This window comes from Lysobacter brunescens (genome assembly GCF_042677005.1).
GTDB lineage: Bacteria > Pseudomonadota > Gammaproteobacteria > Xanthomonadales > Xanthomonadaceae > Lysobacter_I > Lysobacter_I brunescens.
Genome location: NZ_JBHTIF010000001.1, coordinates 592,100 through 605,955, shown reverse-complemented (window position 1 = coordinate 605,955; position 13,856 = coordinate 592,100). Strand labels below are relative to the sequence as shown.

Annotated in this window: 16 protein-coding genes; 9 read left to right on the top strand and 7 right to left on the bottom strand. The window is 68.0% G+C overall.

The genetic code is table 11. The features are described from left to right. The first annotated feature begins 33 nt into the window (after positions 1-33). Entirely contained in the window at positions 34-1,773 is a 1,740-nt protein-coding gene (ggt, locus tag ACFQ0E_RS02600) for a gamma-glutamyltransferase (RefSeq protein WP_386822139.1), read from the top strand. Positions 1,774-1,825: 52 nt separating this feature from the next. Here the strand turns inward: ggt and ACFQ0E_RS02595 are convergent, their stop codons facing one another. Then, complete coding sequence (locus tag ACFQ0E_RS02595) at positions 1,826-2,032, bottom strand: hypothetical protein (protein ID WP_386822138.1); 207 nt, start codon at positions 2,030-2,032, stop codon at positions 1,826-1,828. A gap of 205 nt (positions 2,033-2,237) precedes the next feature. Here ACFQ0E_RS02595 and ACFQ0E_RS02590 point away from each other — a divergent pair, with 205 nt between their 5' ends. The 6 genes from ACFQ0E_RS02590 to ACFQ0E_RS02565 all read left to right on the top strand — a co-directional run bounded on the left by ACFQ0E_RS02590 (position 2,238) and on the right by ACFQ0E_RS02565 (position 8,513). Further along, positions 2,238-3,362, top strand: a complete 1,125-nt coding sequence (locus ACFQ0E_RS02590) for a hypothetical protein (RefSeq protein ID WP_386822137.1) — start codon at positions 2,238-2,240, stop codon at positions 3,360-3,362. A gap of 44 nt (positions 3,363-3,406) precedes the next feature. Beyond that, the gene (locus ACFQ0E_RS02585) at positions 3,407-4,531 is read left to right on the top strand and encodes a hypothetical protein (protein ID WP_386822136.1); all 1,125 of its coding nucleotides are present in this window, start codon (positions 3,407-3,409) and stop codon (positions 4,529-4,531) included. A 27-nt stretch (positions 4,532-4,558) separates the two neighbouring features. Further along, on the top strand, positions 4,559-5,455 hold the full coding sequence (locus tag ACFQ0E_RS02580) for an AEC family transporter (RefSeq protein ID WP_386822135.1): 897 nt from the start codon (positions 4,559-4,561) through the stop codon (positions 5,453-5,455). Between the two features lie 30 nt (positions 5,456-5,485). Then, positions 5,486-6,196 carry a 2OG-Fe(II) oxygenase family protein gene (locus ACFQ0E_RS02575; protein WP_386822134.1) on the top strand — a complete coding sequence of 237 codons (711 nt, stop codon included), beginning with the start codon at positions 5,486-5,488 and terminating at the stop codon, positions 6,194-6,196. Between the two features lie 119 nt (positions 6,197-6,315). Then, entirely contained in the window at positions 6,316-6,759 is a 444-nt protein-coding gene (locus ACFQ0E_RS02570) for a PKD domain-containing protein (RefSeq protein ID WP_386822133.1), read from the top strand. Between the two features lie 62 nt (positions 6,760-6,821). After that, positions 6,822-8,513 carry a serine hydrolase domain-containing protein gene (locus tag ACFQ0E_RS02565; RefSeq protein WP_386822132.1) on the top strand — a complete coding sequence of 564 codons (1,692 nt, stop codon included), beginning with the start codon at positions 6,822-6,824 and terminating at the stop codon, positions 8,511-8,513. A gap of 85 nt (positions 8,514-8,598) precedes the next feature. On the opposite strand, the gene ACFQ0E_RS02560 is transcribed toward ACFQ0E_RS02565, so the two are convergent. From ACFQ0E_RS02560 to ACFQ0E_RS02540, 5 genes are read right to left on the bottom strand one after another with little or no spacing between them, the layout of a single operon-like run. Continuing rightward, positions 8,599-9,096: a hypothetical protein gene (locus tag ACFQ0E_RS02560; protein ID WP_386822131.1), complete on the bottom strand. Its 498-nt coding sequence runs from the start codon at positions 9,094-9,096 to the stop codon at positions 8,599-8,601. A 45-nt stretch (positions 9,097-9,141) separates the two neighbouring features. Next, positions 9,142-9,627, bottom strand: coding sequence for a hypothetical protein (locus ACFQ0E_RS02555; RefSeq protein WP_386822130.1), 486 nt, complete (start codon positions 9,625-9,627; stop codon positions 9,142-9,144). A 5-nt stretch (positions 9,628-9,632) separates the two neighbouring features. Continuing rightward, positions 9,633-10,004, bottom strand: a complete 372-nt coding sequence (locus ACFQ0E_RS02550; RefSeq protein WP_386822129.1) for a hypothetical protein — start codon at positions 10,002-10,004, stop codon at positions 9,633-9,635. Positions 10,005-10,038: 34 nt separating this feature from the next. After that, the gene (locus tag ACFQ0E_RS02545) at positions 10,039-10,350 is read right to left on the bottom strand and encodes a hypothetical protein (RefSeq protein WP_386822128.1); all 312 of its coding nucleotides are present in this window, start codon (positions 10,348-10,350) and stop codon (positions 10,039-10,041) included. 49 nt (positions 10,351-10,399) lie between these two features. After that, the gene (locus tag ACFQ0E_RS02540) at positions 10,400-11,884 is read right to left on the bottom strand and encodes an AAA family ATPase (protein WP_386822127.1); all 1,485 of its coding nucleotides are present in this window, start codon (positions 11,882-11,884) and stop codon (positions 10,400-10,402) included. A 173-nt stretch (positions 11,885-12,057) separates the two neighbouring features. Here ACFQ0E_RS02540 and ACFQ0E_RS02535 point away from each other — a divergent pair, with 173 nt between their 5' ends. Both ACFQ0E_RS02535 and ACFQ0E_RS02530 read left to right on the top strand, forming a co-directional pair. Beyond that, on the top strand, positions 12,058-12,687 hold the full coding sequence (locus ACFQ0E_RS02535; protein ID WP_386822126.1) for a nucleotide-binding protein: 630 nt from the start codon (positions 12,058-12,060) through the stop codon (positions 12,685-12,687). Between the two features lie 33 nt (positions 12,688-12,720). Next, entirely contained in the window at positions 12,721-13,044 is a 324-nt protein-coding gene (locus ACFQ0E_RS02530) for a hypothetical protein (protein ID WP_386822125.1), read from the top strand. A 22-nt stretch (positions 13,045-13,066) separates the two neighbouring features. Here ACFQ0E_RS02530 and bla read toward each other — a convergent pair whose 3' ends face one another. Beyond that, positions 13,067-13,852, bottom strand: coding sequence for a subclass B2 metallo-beta-lactamase (gene bla, locus ACFQ0E_RS02525; RefSeq protein ID WP_386822124.1), 786 nt, complete (start codon positions 13,850-13,852; stop codon positions 13,067-13,069). Between the last annotated feature and the right edge of the window lie 4 nt (positions 13,853-13,856).

Genomic DNA, 13,856 nt, shown 5'->3' with positions numbered 1-13,856 from the left:
TACCCTGTGTGCCTTGTCTTCCGGAGCGTGCCGATGTCCGTCCGTCCGAACCGATCGTCCTCCGTCCGCGCCGTGGCGCGTGTCGCCCTGCTGGCCGCTTCGCTGACCTGTGCGATGGGCGCCGTCGCCGCCGACCGCGTCACCGGCAAGCCCTTCGCCACGCGCAGCGAGGTCTACGCACCGCAGGCGATGGCCGCGACCTCGCATCCGCTGGCGACCCAGATCGCCCTGCAGACCATGCGCGACGGCGGCAGCGCGATGGACGCCGCGATCGCCGCGAATGCCGCGCTCGGCCTGATGGAGCCGACCGGCAACGGCATCGGCGGCGACCTGTTCGCGATCGTCTGGGATCCGAAGACAAAGAAGCTGCACGGTTACAACGGTTCCGGGCGTTCGCCGAAGGCGCTCACCCTGGAGGAATTCGAGCGTCGCGGCCTCAAGGACATCCCGCCGCACGGCCCGCTGCCGGTGACCGTGCCGGGCACCGTCGACGCCTGGTTCGCGCTGCACGCGAAGTTCGGCCGGCGCACGATGGCGCAGAACCTCGCGCCGACGATCGCCTACGCGCGCAACGGCCATCCGGTGCACGAGGTCATCGCCTACTACTGGGGACGCAGCGTGCCGGTGCTGTCGAAGTGGCCCGGCTTCAAGGAGCAGTTCACCATCGACGGTCGCGCGCCGCGACGTGGCGAGACCTGGCGCAACCCGCATCTGGCGAACACACTGCAGAAGATCGCCGAGGGCGGGCGCGATGCGTTCTACAAGGGCGAGATCGCGCGCACCATCGACACCTATTTCAAGGCGAACGACGGTTTCCTGCGCTTCGAGGACATGGCTGCGCACCGCGGCGAGTGGATCGACCCGGTGAGCACCAACTATCGCGGCTACGACGTGTGGGAACTGCCGCCGAACGGGCAGGGCATCGCCGCGCTGCAGATCCTCAACCTGCTCGAACCGTACGACCTCAAGTCCTACGGTTTCGGCAGCCCCGAGCATATCCACCTGTTCGTCGAGGCGAAGAAGCTCGCCTTCGCCGATCGTGCGGCCTCGTATGCCGATCCCGACTTCTACAGGACGCCGACCGCGCGCCTGATTTCCAAGGAATACGCGCGCGAACGCGGCAAGCTGATCTCGATGGATCGCGCGATGAAGGCCGCCGAGCCGGGCATCATCCCCGAGCTCAACGAGGGCGACACCATCTACCTGACCACCGCCGACAAGGACGGCATGATGGTCTCGCTGATCCAGTCGAACTATCGCGGCATGGGCAGCGGCATGACGCCGCCCGGACTGGGCTTCATCTTCCAGGATCGCGGCGAGCAGTTCGTGCTCAAGCGCGGGCACGCCAACAGCTTCGCGCCGGGCAAGCGCCCGTTCCACACCATCATTCCCGCGTTCGTGACGAAGGACGGCAAGCCGTGGCTGAGCTACGGCGTGATGGGCGGCGCGATGCAGCCGCAGGGCCACGTGCAGATCCTGCTGAACATGATCGACTTCGGCATGAACCTGCAGGAAGCCGGCGATGCGCCGCGCATCCAGCACGACGGCAGCACCGAACCCGCCGGGCAGAACACCGCGATGACCGATGGCGGCGAAGTGGATCTCGAGACCGGCTATTCGATCGAGGCCATCCGCGCGCTGATGCGCAAGGGTCACTCGGTCCGCTTCGCCGACGGCCCGTACGGCGGCTACCAGGCGATCATGGTCAACCCCGACGGCGGCTACGTCGGTGCCAGCGAGTCGCGCAAGGACGGCATGGCGGCGGGGTATTGAGCGGGATGCCCTCCGGCCTGGAGGGGCATCCCGCGCGACATCGCGTCGTGGCTCAGCCGCAGCCCCGGCGCGTGAGGCAATCGAAGTATTCTGCGGTGCAGTATTCGTCGTCGCCGCCGTTGATGATGCAACTTTCGTACTGCTGCCAGCAGTAGGCGTAGGTTGCAGGCGAGCACGCTGCGTTCGCGTAGCCCGTGCTGCCCAGGGTCAGTGCGATGGCGAGAAGAAATGGATGAGCGAGCAGGCGTCGTGTCTTCATGGCATGTCCTATGCGTCGGCCCCGGAGCGGGGCATGTCGATGCTAGCGCAGGTGTCGTGGTGCATTCCCGGTGCCTGCCTGCATACGTGTGATGCACCTGGCCTTCGCCGCGTTCTTTCCGGGGTTTGACGCCGCATCCGGATGCAGGTCGAATGGTGGCACTGTCGGGTCGCCCGGTGCGCCCGTCGTCCGTGAAGGTGTGCGCATGATTCGCCGAGCAATCGTTCCTGTCCTGGCCACGGTCTGCGGCATCGCCGCTTGCCAATCGCCGACCGCTCCACCGCTGGTCGATGCGGCGCCTGTCGAGACGGCGTCCGACGCCCGAGCGGTCGCCAGTGACGAAGCCGCATCCCTCGCTCCGATGCTCTCGCCGCTCATCGAAGAGGCGCGCAATCGCGCCCATCGGGACGACATGCTGGCCCTGGCCGATGATGTGGCGGCGCAGGGCGATGCGCGCGCGCTGGCACTGGCGGCGACGCTGCGCGGCATCGGCCTCTGGCGCGAGACGCCGCAATCCGGCCCCGACCAGGCCGGCGAAGCGGACGCGAAGATCCGGCAATGGCTCGACGAAGCCGAACGCATGGCGCCGGAGGACGTGACCGCGCTGGTGCTGTCGATGGGCATGATCGAGCGCGACCAGGCCAGGCGCGCTGCGCTCATCGCGCGCTGGCGCAGGCTGGAGCCGGACAACCTCGCGCCGATCCTTCACGCCGATCAACCCGAATCAGCATTGTTCGAGGCAGCGGCGGCAGCGGACGTCTTCGACGATCATTACGACGATGCGATGCGCGCCGGCATCGACATCCTGTCGCGTACCTCGTCGCCGGCCCTGTCCCGCCTGCGCAGCGCTGCGAAGGACATAGGTCCCGAAGGACACGATGCGGTGATGGTCATCGGCTTTCATGCGGCATCGGTCATGCCGGCGTTCCAGAGGGTCTCGACGCCCTGCCGCGCCGAAGGCATCGACGAGGTGCGCCTGCGGCAATGCGACCGCATCGCGCGGACGTTGATGCAGCACGGCGGCAGCATGATCGCCGAGCGGATCGGCACTGCGATGCTCCGGCGCCTGCCGACGTCCTCGGCGAGCGATCGCGCCGCTGCGGACGCCATGGATCGCGAGAGCGATTGGCTGGTCTACCGCAGCGGCGAGTTGTCGCAGCGCGATCTGCGTGCGTACATGGCACGTTTCGTCGACGAATTGCGCGCATTTCCGCAGATCGGCGAGCGTGAGCTGATGCGCAAGCTGCTGCAGGCGTCAGGCGTGCCGACGGCCCCGCCGCCGGGCTGGCGCAAGGCGCAGGATCCCGCGTTTCCGGTGGCCACGCGATGATCGGGTTCGTTCGTACCGGCATGCTCCGCAGGAGCGCGCCGATCATGATCCGCTCGCGGTGGCACGTGTTGCCGATGCTGGTCGCCTTGCTGCTGGTCGGTTGCCAGCCGGAGCGTGCGGCGGCGGAGAAGACGATGGCGGGCGGCGCGGCATCGGAGGCGCCATCACGGTCGGAGGCCGATCCTGCTCCAGATGCCGTCGCTGCCGCATCGCCTGCGGCCAGGCCGGGGCCGAACACGGCACCTCCGGTCGCGGCACCGCATCCGGACATGCTCGCGCTGGCCGACGATGTCGCCCGCCTCGGAGACGCGCAGGCGCTGGCCCTGGCAGCGCTGCTGCGCGATGGCGCATTGCTCGGCGCAGGGCCGCGGGGCGCCGGCGCTCCCGCCGCGCGGCCGAAACGGATGGATCCCAAGGTGCGCGAGTGGATCGACGAAGCGCAGCGGCGCGCGCCCGATGAGGTGACGGTGCTGGTGTTCGCGATCTACGTCGAGCGGGACGATCTCGCGCGCAGGGAGGCGCTGCTCGCGCGCTGGCGCGCGCTCGAACCGCAGAACCTGGCGCCGGTGCTGCACGGGAGCCTGCCCGAGACTGCGCTGTTCGAGGCCGCATCGTCCGCGTCCGTCTACGACAGCCATTACGACGATGTGCTGCGGTTGATCATCGACACCTTGCCGCGTATCTCCTCGCAGGCTCTGGCGCGCATGGGCGCCGCCTCGCCGGGCATGACGCAGGACGAGCAGGCGGCAGCGATGGCGCTGGTGTTCTGGGCCTCGCTGGGATTGCCGCCGTTCCAGCGGATCTCCGCGCCCTGCCGCGCAGCAGACCTCTCTGCGGCACGCCGCCAGACATGCCGCCAGGTCGCCGAGGTGCTGCTGCGCCGGAGCGACGTACTGATCGCCGAAGCGATCGGCGGTAGCATCTTCCTGCGCGGTCCCGGCACCGATGCCGAAAAGAAGGACGCCGAGGCATTGCGACGCGAGGGCGACTGGCTGATGGCTTGCATGCAGCAGGCGTATGCGCGCAATCCGCGCGCCTTCTCGCGACGCTTCGCGCAGCTGATCCGTGGCGGCATGCACACGACCGAGCGCATGGTGATGCGCCAGTTGGTGGTCGAAGCCGGCTTTCCGCCCGCGCCGCCGGCTGGCTGGCGGCGCGGGTCGCCCTGACGCGTCCCGCACGTTCGCATCGTCGACATGGCCCACGACGCCTTCGCCCTGATCCTGCTGATGCTCGCGCTGGGCTACGCCTTCCAGCGCCTGCGCGTGCTGCCCGACAACGCGGCGCAGACGCTGAACCTCGTGGTGCTCTACGTCTGCCTGCCGGCGGCGGTGCTGCGCCACGCGCCGCGCCTGCACCTGGAGCCCGCGCTGTTCGGCGTGGCGCTGGTGCCGTGGGTGCTGCTGCTCGCCGCCGTGCTGCTGGTGACGCTGGCTGCACGTCTGCTGCGCTTCCGCGACGATGAGCGCGCGGTGCTGCTGCTGACGGTGGCACTGGGCAACACCAGCTTCCTCGGCTATCCGCTGACGAAGGCGCTGATCGGCGAACACGCGCTGCCCTACGCGGTGATCTACGACCAGTTCGGCGCCTTCCTCATCCTCTCGACCTTCGGCCTCTGGGTGCTGGCGCGCTACGGCGGCGATCGCACGCCGACCGTCGGCGACATCCTGCGTCGCGTCGCCACCTTCCCGCCGTTCTGGGCGCTGATCGCCGGCTTCACGGTGATGCCGGCCGAGCCGCCTGCGTGGATTGCGGGCGGGCTGCAGCGCCTGTCTGACGCTTTGCTGCCGCTGGCGATGCTGACCATCGGCCTGTCGGTGAAGCTGGCGCTGCCGCGCGACGAGCTCAAGCCGCTGGCCACCGGCCTGCTGCTGAAACTGCTGGCGATGCCGGCGCTGGCCTGGCTGCTGGTGCGGGCGATGGGCATGGGGGGCGACATGGCCCGCGCCACGGTGCTGGAGTCGGCGATGCCGTCGATGGTCACCGCCGGCGCGCTGGCGATCTCGCACGACCTCGCGCCGCGCCTGGCCGCAGCGATGGTCGGTTACGGCCTGCTGCTGTCGCTGCTGACCCTGCCGTTGTGGGCGCGGTAGGATGCGCGGACCTCGATCCGACGCCCGGGCATGATCAACGACGACATCGACATCGACCGCTGGCGACAGGCGCTCGCCCTGCGGTCGCGGGTGCAGATTCCGGATTTCCTGCAGGCCGATGCCGCCGAAGCGCTGGCCGACGAGCTGTCGACGCGCACCCCGTGGCAGTTGGCCGAGCGCAGCAGCGGCGAGTCGCGGACCACGCCGCGCGGCGCGTATCCGGACGATGTCGCGTTCGAAACGCTGCTGAAGCGCGGCTATGCGCTGGCGGCCGATCAGTACCAGTTCTCGTACGACAGCTACATGCTGATCCGCGCGGCGAAGGAGGGCTGGGATCCGGACCTCCTCGCGCATCACGTGCTGCGCTTCCTCAACACGCCGATGTTCCTCGAATTCGCACGCTACCTCGGCAGCGACCCGACAATCACCCACGCCAGCGCACAGTGCACGCGTTACCGTCCGGGACAGTTCCTGATGCCGCACCAGGACCTCGACGTCAACGAGGGCCGGCGCTATGCCTTCGTGATCAACCTCAGCCGCGAGTGGCGGCCGGACTGGGGCGGGCAACTGCAGTTCATCGACGATGCCACCGGCGCCGTCACCGAGACCTTCCTGCCGCGCTGGAATTCGCTGAGCCTGTTCCGCGTGCCGCAGACCCACCATGTGACCCTGGTGTCGCCCTGGGCCGCGCGTCCGCGGCACGCGATCACCGGCTGGTGGCTGGCGCGGTCCGCGCCCTGAGCGCACCGCAAGGGGCACATGCAAATCCCCACCGGCGTCGCTAGGGTGTGGGTCGGCGCAAGCCCTGGGCATGCGCCGCCACGCCGCCGCGCGCGGCACCACCGCCAAGGAGAGGACCCATGCGTGAATCCGTAGCCCGTCACCTGCGTGTCGCACGGCCCGTTGCGTTGGCCGTCGCGATGACCACTGCCGCGACCGCCGCCTTCGCTGCACCCACGCCGGAAACGGCGCGCCTGCAGGACACCGCGCGACGCGCGGACGATGCACCGGCCAGGCTCGTCCGCACCAGCAACCAGACGCCCTGGATCTACATCAACCACTACATCACGAACTATGCGCTCGACATCACCGTCGGCGCCTACGATCCCGATGGCAGCGTCGTGTACCTGGTCGTCGACTTCGGCGACGGCACCACGGCCAGCATCGCCGGCAACCAGATCACCACCCAGCACGTCTACGCCGCTTCCGGCACCTACACCATCACCGTCACGGCCCTCGACAACAGCGGCGGCTACAGCGTCGGCACACGCAGCGTGTGGATCAGCGGCAGCGATTCCACCTGAAGTCCAAGGCTTCCCGGCGCCGGCGCATGCCGGCGCCGTTCCCTTTCCATCGCAGGCATCCCATGACCCGATCGTCGCTCTTCCTCGCCCTGGTCCTCTCGCTCGCCCCCGCAGCGGCGTGCATCGCCACGGAAATTCCGCCGGTCTCCGAGCAGGCCGCGAGCGCCGCGCGCGAGATCGACGCCTTGCTGCTGCGCAGCTTTTCCGAGGATGCGCCGGGCGTCGCGGTACTGGTCGCTCGCGGCGACACGGTGATCTATCGCAGCGCGCGTGGGCGCGCCGATGTCGAGGCCGGCGTGCCGCTCAAGCCGGAAGACCGCTTCCGCATCGGTTCGGTGACCAAGCAGTTCGCCGCCGCCGGCGTGCTCGCGCTGGTCGAGGCCGGCAAGGTGAAGCTCGACGATCCGCTGTCGAAATACGTGCCGGGGTATCCGAACGGCGACAAGATCACCGTGCTGCAGCTGCTCAACCACACCTCGGGCGTGAAGAGCTACACCGGCATTCCCGGGCACATGGCCGGGCCGATCCGCAACGACCTGACCACCGCGCAGCTGATCGATGTGTTCAAGGACCATCCGGTGGATTTCGCGCCGGGCGCGCAGTGGGCCTACAACAATTCCGGCTACGTGCTGGCCGGCGCGGTGATCGAAGCCGCGAGCGGCCAGCCATGGCATGAGTACCTGCGCACCACTTTCTTCGAGCCCCTCGGCATGCGCGACACCGGCGACGGGCACGACCCGGCCATCGTCGCGAAGCAGGTGAAGGGCTACACCTTCGATGGCGGCAAGCCCGCGCCGGCGATGCAGTTGAGCATGACCCAGCCGCATGCCGCCGGTGCGCTGGTGTCGAACGTCGACGACCTGCTGCGCTGGAACCGCGCGCTGCACGAAGGCCGCGTGCTGAAGTCGCAGACCTACCGGCGGATGATCACGCCCGAAGGCAAGGCCGCCGATCCGGGCGTGGGCTATGGCTTCGGCCTGACCGCCGACACCGTGCGCGGCCAGCCGCAGCTGCAGCATGGCGGCGGCATCTTCGGCTTCTCGAGCTTCCTCGCCTACCTGCCCGGTCCCGACATCACCGTGGTCGTGCTGGAGAACGACGACACCTATCCCGGCCGCGAACGGCCCGATGCGCTGGCGCGCAGGCTGGCCGCGATCGCGCTGGGCAGTCCCTATCCCGCGCCGATCGCCGTCCCCGTCGATGCCGCCACGCTGCAGGCCGCAGAAGGCGTGTACCGCTTCCCGTCCGAAGTCGTGCGCACGCTGCGCGTCGTCGATGGCCGGCTCACCGCGCAGCGCACCGGCAGCAACCGCTCGTCGCTGATCCCGATCGCGAAGGACGCATTCCTGTACGAGGACGGCTTCAACCGGATGACCCTGCAGCGCGACCCGACCGGACGCATCACCGGCATGCGCTTTTTCGCCAACGGCGAAGGCGAGGGCGTGCTCGGCGCGCGCAGCGACGAACCCCTGCCGGCCGAGCCCAGGGGCATCGTGCTCCCGCGTCCCGTCCTGGAGCGTCTGACCGGCAGCTACAGCGTCCCGGGCATGCTCATGAAGCTGTTCATCGAAGGCGAGGCCCTGAAGGTGCAGCTCGTCGGCCAGCCCGCCTTCACGCTGCAGGCCTCGTCGCCCCTGCAGTTCTCGGTTCCGGAAGTCGCCGCCGAACTCACCTTCGCCGAAGGCAGCGAACCCGCCGCCTCGGTGACTCTGCGGCAGGGCGGGCAGGTGATTGTGTTCAAGCGGGTGCCATAGGGTGCACTTCGCCGCCTTGGCTTGAGGTCTCGACACGAACCGAACCGTGTGTCGAGGCAAGCCTGATGCGGCTTCGCGGGTCGCTTCAGTGGCCCATCGACTCGCGTGCCAATCGAAGTCCGTCGAGCAGGGTGTCGGCCAAGGTGCGAACCTCGTCTTCGGGCCATGCAGGCATGAAATGTTTGCCGGATGGCGTGACGACGGGAAGGTTGCAGCCCCAGAACAGCTTCCCGTGGATGTGGCGTTCATCCTCGGTGAATTCGAGCGGTTTGCCGACGCTCGCCGCGATGTCGCCCAGCAGGTTCCACGCGTTGTAGAAGGTGTTGCACTCGATGCCACCAGCGGTCGGTGTCTCCACCCAGCACGCGATTGCGTCGAAGTCCCAGGTCCCACTGGTATCCACCGCTGCCGAGAGGCCTTTCGCTTTCGCGTATGCGATGCCTGCGGCCTCGCTGTCGAACAAGGCCACCGCGCCCATGTCCGTGAGCAGAACGCCGTCCTGCTCGTCCGAATACCAGACGAGGAAGCGGTCTTGGCCATCGAGCCGGAAGGGAATCAGGAAGTGTGAGCGTTCGACCTGCATATCGATCTCGGAATGGATAAGCCACAGTGAGGGGCTGGCCCGGCACTATCTCTCTCGATTGGTGGGAGTCGGCAACAGTTCCACCGATCGCCCGCCGGCATGCGCGAGGATCGCGCGCATCGGACAGTTCGGGTGATGCTGTTCGCAGTGGAAATCCTTCGGGATCAATCCCGAGCGCAGGCAGGCGCGTGCGCCGGGATGCGCGCGGCAGATGTGGAACGAGCGCGCGGTGAGAAAGAACTGGATTTCCTCGTGGCCATTGATGTATTCGAGCAGTTGGCGGCGTGCCAGCCCGTCGTCGATCCGGTGGTCATCGTCGACGATGCGGCCATGCAGCTCGATCGGCAGCGGATGCCATTCGATCGCGCCGTCGCGGCTGATGCCGTGCAATGCGGTGTCGTCGTTGCGCTGGTCCCAGCACTGCGTGAATTCGAGCTGCGCATCGGGATGCAGCGTCTCCCACCACGCGAGGGTCTTGGCGCGGTCCTCGTCGGCGAGATCGCGAAGGAGCTGGTGCGGGATGGGATGCATGATCTTCATGGGGTTGCGAGGAGACGGGCCTTCACGTATCCGGGCGAGGTGAAATGGATGTGACTGAGATTGCCGTCGCGGGACAGGCCTAGCCAGTAATGGCGAGGCGTCATCGATTCGAGGTGCAGGTGGCAGATGTCGGTTTCGACGACCAAGCCGCCAATGAGCGCCGATGGGTCCATGCGGATCCAGTCCATCAGGTCGATCGGGTCCAGCATCAGCGGGACGCGCCGTGGGCCCCACAGGGTGATGGCCAGCGTCTTCGCACCCGTGATATGCAGCGTGTATCTGGCGTCCCCCGTACGTTCGATGCGCAGCGAACAATCTTCGACGACGAGATCGTCGATCAGTCCGTTCGGAAAGAGGTCGATGCGCATGGCAGATTTCGGATCGAAGCAGGTTTGCGCGCAGTCAGCGCGCCAGTCCGTCGTAGAGAATCAGTACGGCAGCAATGAAATACAGCCCGAGGATGATCAACGGCGCATTCAACAGATAGCGATTGTGCAGCCTGCGTCGCTCGTCCGGGCTCAACAGTGAGGCATAGGCCTGCAGCTGTGCCAGTGGCAGGCCGCGCATCACGAGGAAGTCCCAGCGTCCTTCCTCGACCTTGATGCCGGCCTTCGCCAGCCGCCGAGGCACGAAGATCGCGTAGAGCAGCAGGAATGCAAGGCTGGTGCATATCGCCGCCGTGATCGTCACGGAGAAGAGCTCGGTAGCCGACATGTCGTGATGCCCTCCCATGGTGCGATGTGCAGATGCGAAGACGGATTCTTCAATCCGCCAGCACCGTCCGCGGTCCCGCCCATTCGCGCAGTTCCTGCACCTGTTCGGCCATCAGCACCGAGAGCGGTCGGGTGTTCTTCAGTTCGGCGCGGAGCTGGAATTCGCTGAGCGGCTGGCCGCTGGCGTGGGCGGAGTAGAGCGCGGCGACGATGGCCTGCTCGATTTCGGCGCCGGAGAAGCCGTCGGAGGCGCCGGCGAGGGCGGCGAAGTCGAAGCTGTCGCACTCGACCTGGCGGCGGCGCAGGTGCAGGGCGAACAGTTCGGCGCGCGACTCGGCGCTGGGCAGGTCGACGAAGAAGATCTCGTCGAAGCGGCCCTTGCGCAGCAGTTCGGCGGGCAGTTCGTGCACCTGGTTGGCGGTGGCGACCATGAACACCGGTGACTTGCGCTCGGCCATCCAGGTGAGGAAGGTGCCGAGCACGCGACGCGAGACGCCGCCGTCCTCGCCGCCGGAGCTGGCGAGGCCCTTTTCCAGCTCGTCGATCCACAGCACGCAGGGCGACAGCTGTTCGGAGGAGGTGAGGGCGTCGCGCAGGTTCTTCTCGGTCTCGCCGTGGTACTTGTTGTACAGCGCGCCGAAATCCAGGCGCAGCAGCGGTACGCCGAAGCCGGCGGCGATCGCCTTGGCCAGCATCGACTTGCCGCAGCCCTGCACGCCGAGCAGCAGCACGCCCTTCGGCGGGTCCAGCCCCGGCGGCACGTTGCCGTCGACGAAGGCGGCGCGGCGCAGTTCGATCCAGCGCTTCACGCGCTTGGCACCGATCACGTGCTCCAGCTTCACCGGGTCGAATTCGTAGTGCAGGTGGCCGCTGCGGTTGATCAGTTCGAACTTGAGCTTGGCCAGCTCCGGCAGGTCCTCGGCGCCGAGCACGCCGTCGCGGAAGATCAGGTGGCGCGCGATGCGGCGCGCGTCGGTCTCGCTCAGGCCGCGCAGGTTGCGCACGATCTGCTTGACCGCTTCGGGGTCGACTTCGACGCGCTTGCCGCCGTGCTCGCGGGCGTAGGCGGCGGCCTCGTCCTTGACCATCTTCAGCAGCGCCTCGCTGGCCGGCAGCTTCGGCCGGTAGCGCACCGCGTGCGCTTCCAGGTCCTCGGGCAGCTCGACCTTGTTGCCGACCAGCACCAGCACGTGCGGCAGGCAGTTGCGGCGCTGGAGGATGTCGCGGACCTGGCGCAGGGTGCCGGCGTATTTCAGGTAGGGGGCGAAGTCGAGGAGCAGGAAGACGCCGCGCTGGTCGTGGCGGTAGATCGCCTGCAGGGTGGCGCCGGCGTCCGGGGCAACGTCGGCCTCGTCCTCGCGGTCCATGTCGATGCGGCGCATGCCCTCGGTGATCGACCAGCGGAACAGGGTGCGCCAGACGTGCATCAGCGACTGGCGGAACAGTTCCACCACCCTGGGCTCGTCCGGGGTCTCGATCACGATGAGGGGGGTGTCGGCGCGAATGAGCGCCACGAGGTCCTGCAGTCCGTTCATGCTGTCCTGGTCGTGCCGGCATGCAGCCGGGGGGCGGGATGCCCGAAAACGTCGCAGACGATAGCAAAGCGGGGCCGGCATCGCCCGGATTCCCGGGGCCGCGAGCGGCAAGTGCTTGAATTCCGCAGCGATCCGGGTGGTAAGCTGCGGCATCTTCACTGCGGGAGGTGCCGATGAAAACGGTTCTGGTCGCCAGTTCGAAGGGCGGGGTCGGCAAGACCACCCTCGCCACCCACCTCGCCGCGCAGGCGGCGCTGGAGGGGCATCGCACCGTGCTGGTCGACGCCGACCCGCAGCATTCCTCGACGCGCTGGGCCGAGCGCCGCGCCGATCTGGAAAGTGCGGTACTGCCGGTCGACGGCACCCGACGCAGCTGGGCGAAGCACGTCCCCGACGACGCGCAGCGGATCATCATCGACGCTCCGGCCGGCTCCACTGCCGACAGCCTCGAAGCTTTCCTCGACATCGCCGACGGTCTGGTGGTCCCGGTGCTGCCGTCCACGCTGGACATCGACGCCACCGTGCCCTTCCTCAACGGCATCGCCAAGCACCCGCGCGTGCGTCGCGGCCAGCTGAAGGTTGCGCTGGTCGGCAACCGCCTGCGGCCGTGGACGAACGCCTCGCAGCAGGCGGTGGACCTTCTGAAGCAATGGCCGTATCCGGTGGTCGCCGAGCTGCGCGACAGCCAGGCCTACGTGATGCTGGTCGGCCTGGGCCGCAGCCTGTTCGACTACCACTCGCAGCACGTGCGCGAGCATCAGGACGACTGGGCGCCGCTGCTGAAGTGGGTGAAGAAAGGCTAGTCGCGTCCGATGGCGGACACGGCGCTGGAGCGCATGCGCCGGCAGGCGCGGTGGGTCGCATGGCTGATGTGCCTGTCCTTGCTGCCGGGCATCGCCAGCGGGGCAGTGGCGATGCTGGCCTCGGATCGCGACGCACCGTTCGTCGCATGGTGCGTTGCGTGGTGGTGGAACCTGCTCTTCGCCGGCGGCGTGCTGCTGCTGTTCGTCGGGACCTTTGCGACATGGGTGGCTTTTCGCTGCCCCGCATGTCGTTTCCGTCTGTCGCGAGGCCCGGTCGTACCGACCGACTTCATGGTGCCGAAGCCCGCGATCCGCTTCTGCCCGCACTGCGGCGTGGATCTGGCCAGGACGCCCTAGGTTCGGGCGCAGCGTCTGGCCGTCATGGCCTGGTCGACGCCGGACGTGCTTGTGTTGCGTGCGCCCGCAGCAGCGCGAGGTAGTGCGCGATCAAGTCCTTGCCGTGCACGGGCGAGCCATGTCCCGAGACGATGGTCCGGATCGGCGGCGTCAACGTATCCAGGCGCGCGAGCGTAGCCGGATAGGCATCCAGATCGGCATCGTCGAGATTGCCGAGCGACTCCTTGAGGATGCAGCCGCCGTAGAGCGTGCGCTCTTCGGGGAAATACACGAACAATCCGTCTGCGGTGTGCGAGCGCCCCAGGTACATGGCCTGCACGCGCCCGCTCTGCGTACTGAAATTCCCGGGTCGCACATCGTCGGGCGTGACCGACGGGATCGCGGGATAGTCGCGGAACGATGCGCGCAGGGACTGCATCAGTGCGGGCCAGCGCACGTGCAGCAACTCTGCGATCTGCTGCGTGGCGAGCACGCGCGCGCCCGCACGCTGCCAGTAGCCGGTGCCGCCCGCACGGTCGGGATGGTGGTTGGTGAGGATCACTTCGGTCACCGGCAGCGGCGTCACCTCGCGGATCGCACGATGCAGCTGGGCGGCGGTATCGGGCGTCCAGGTGGCACCGATCACGGTCACCTCGGTGGCGCCGACGTAGACCATGCTGTTTTCCTTCACGAATGCGCGGTCTTCGGCGACGTACAGCGGGCCGCGCAGGTGATGCAGGGTGACGTCGGCTTGCGGCGAGGCGGGGGGCGTCTGCGTGGCGCAGGCCGCCAGTGCCATCGTGAATGCGAGGCAGAACAGTGCGCGCATGGTC

Excerpts from the sequence above, each read along its gene's own strand:
- ggt (WP_386822139.1), top strand. The coding sequence starts at position 34 with ATGTCCGTCCGTCCGAACCGATCGTCCTCCGTCCGCGCCGTGGCGCGT.
- ACFQ0E_RS02595 (WP_386822138.1), bottom strand. The coding sequence starts at position 2,032 with ATGAAGACACGACGCCTGCTCGCTCATCCATTTCTTCTCGCCATCGCA.
- ACFQ0E_RS02590 (WP_386822137.1), top strand. The coding sequence starts at position 2,238 with ATGATTCGCCGAGCAATCGTTCCTGTCCTGGCCACGGTCTGCGGCATC.
- ACFQ0E_RS02585 (WP_386822136.1), top strand. The coding sequence starts at position 3,407 with ATGATCCGCTCGCGGTGGCACGTGTTGCCGATGCTGGTCGCCTTGCTG.
- ACFQ0E_RS02580 (WP_386822135.1), top strand. The coding sequence starts at position 4,559 with ATGGCCCACGACGCCTTCGCCCTGATCCTGCTGATGCTCGCGCTGGGC.
- ACFQ0E_RS02575 (WP_386822134.1), top strand. The coding sequence starts at position 5,486 with ATGATCAACGACGACATCGACATCGACCGCTGGCGACAGGCGCTCGCC.
- ACFQ0E_RS02570 (WP_386822133.1), top strand. The coding sequence starts at position 6,316 with ATGCGTGAATCCGTAGCCCGTCACCTGCGTGTCGCACGGCCCGTTGCG.
- ACFQ0E_RS02565 (WP_386822132.1), top strand. The coding sequence starts at position 6,822 with ATGACCCGATCGTCGCTCTTCCTCGCCCTGGTCCTCTCGCTCGCCCCC.
- ACFQ0E_RS02560 (WP_386822131.1), bottom strand. The coding sequence starts at position 9,096 with ATGCAGGTCGAACGCTCACACTTCCTGATTCCCTTCCGGCTCGATGGC.
- ACFQ0E_RS02555 (WP_386822130.1), bottom strand. The coding sequence starts at position 9,627 with ATGCATCCCATCCCGCACCAGCTCCTTCGCGATCTCGCCGACGAGGAC.
- ACFQ0E_RS02550 (WP_386822129.1), bottom strand. The coding sequence starts at position 10,004 with ATGCGCATCGACCTCTTTCCGAACGGACTGATCGACGATCTCGTCGTC.
- ACFQ0E_RS02545 (WP_386822128.1), bottom strand. The coding sequence starts at position 10,350 with ATGTCGGCTACCGAGCTCTTCTCCGTGACGATCACGGCGGCGATATGC.
- ACFQ0E_RS02540 (WP_386822127.1), bottom strand. The coding sequence starts at position 11,884 with ATGAACGGACTGCAGGACCTCGTGGCGCTCATTCGCGCCGACACCCCC.
- ACFQ0E_RS02535 (WP_386822126.1), top strand. The coding sequence starts at position 12,058 with ATGAAAACGGTTCTGGTCGCCAGTTCGAAGGGCGGGGTCGGCAAGACC.
- ACFQ0E_RS02530 (WP_386822125.1), top strand. The coding sequence starts at position 12,721 with ATGCGCCGGCAGGCGCGGTGGGTCGCATGGCTGATGTGCCTGTCCTTG.
- bla (WP_386822124.1), bottom strand. The coding sequence starts at position 13,852 with ATGCGCGCACTGTTCTGCCTCGCATTCACGATGGCACTGGCGGCCTGC.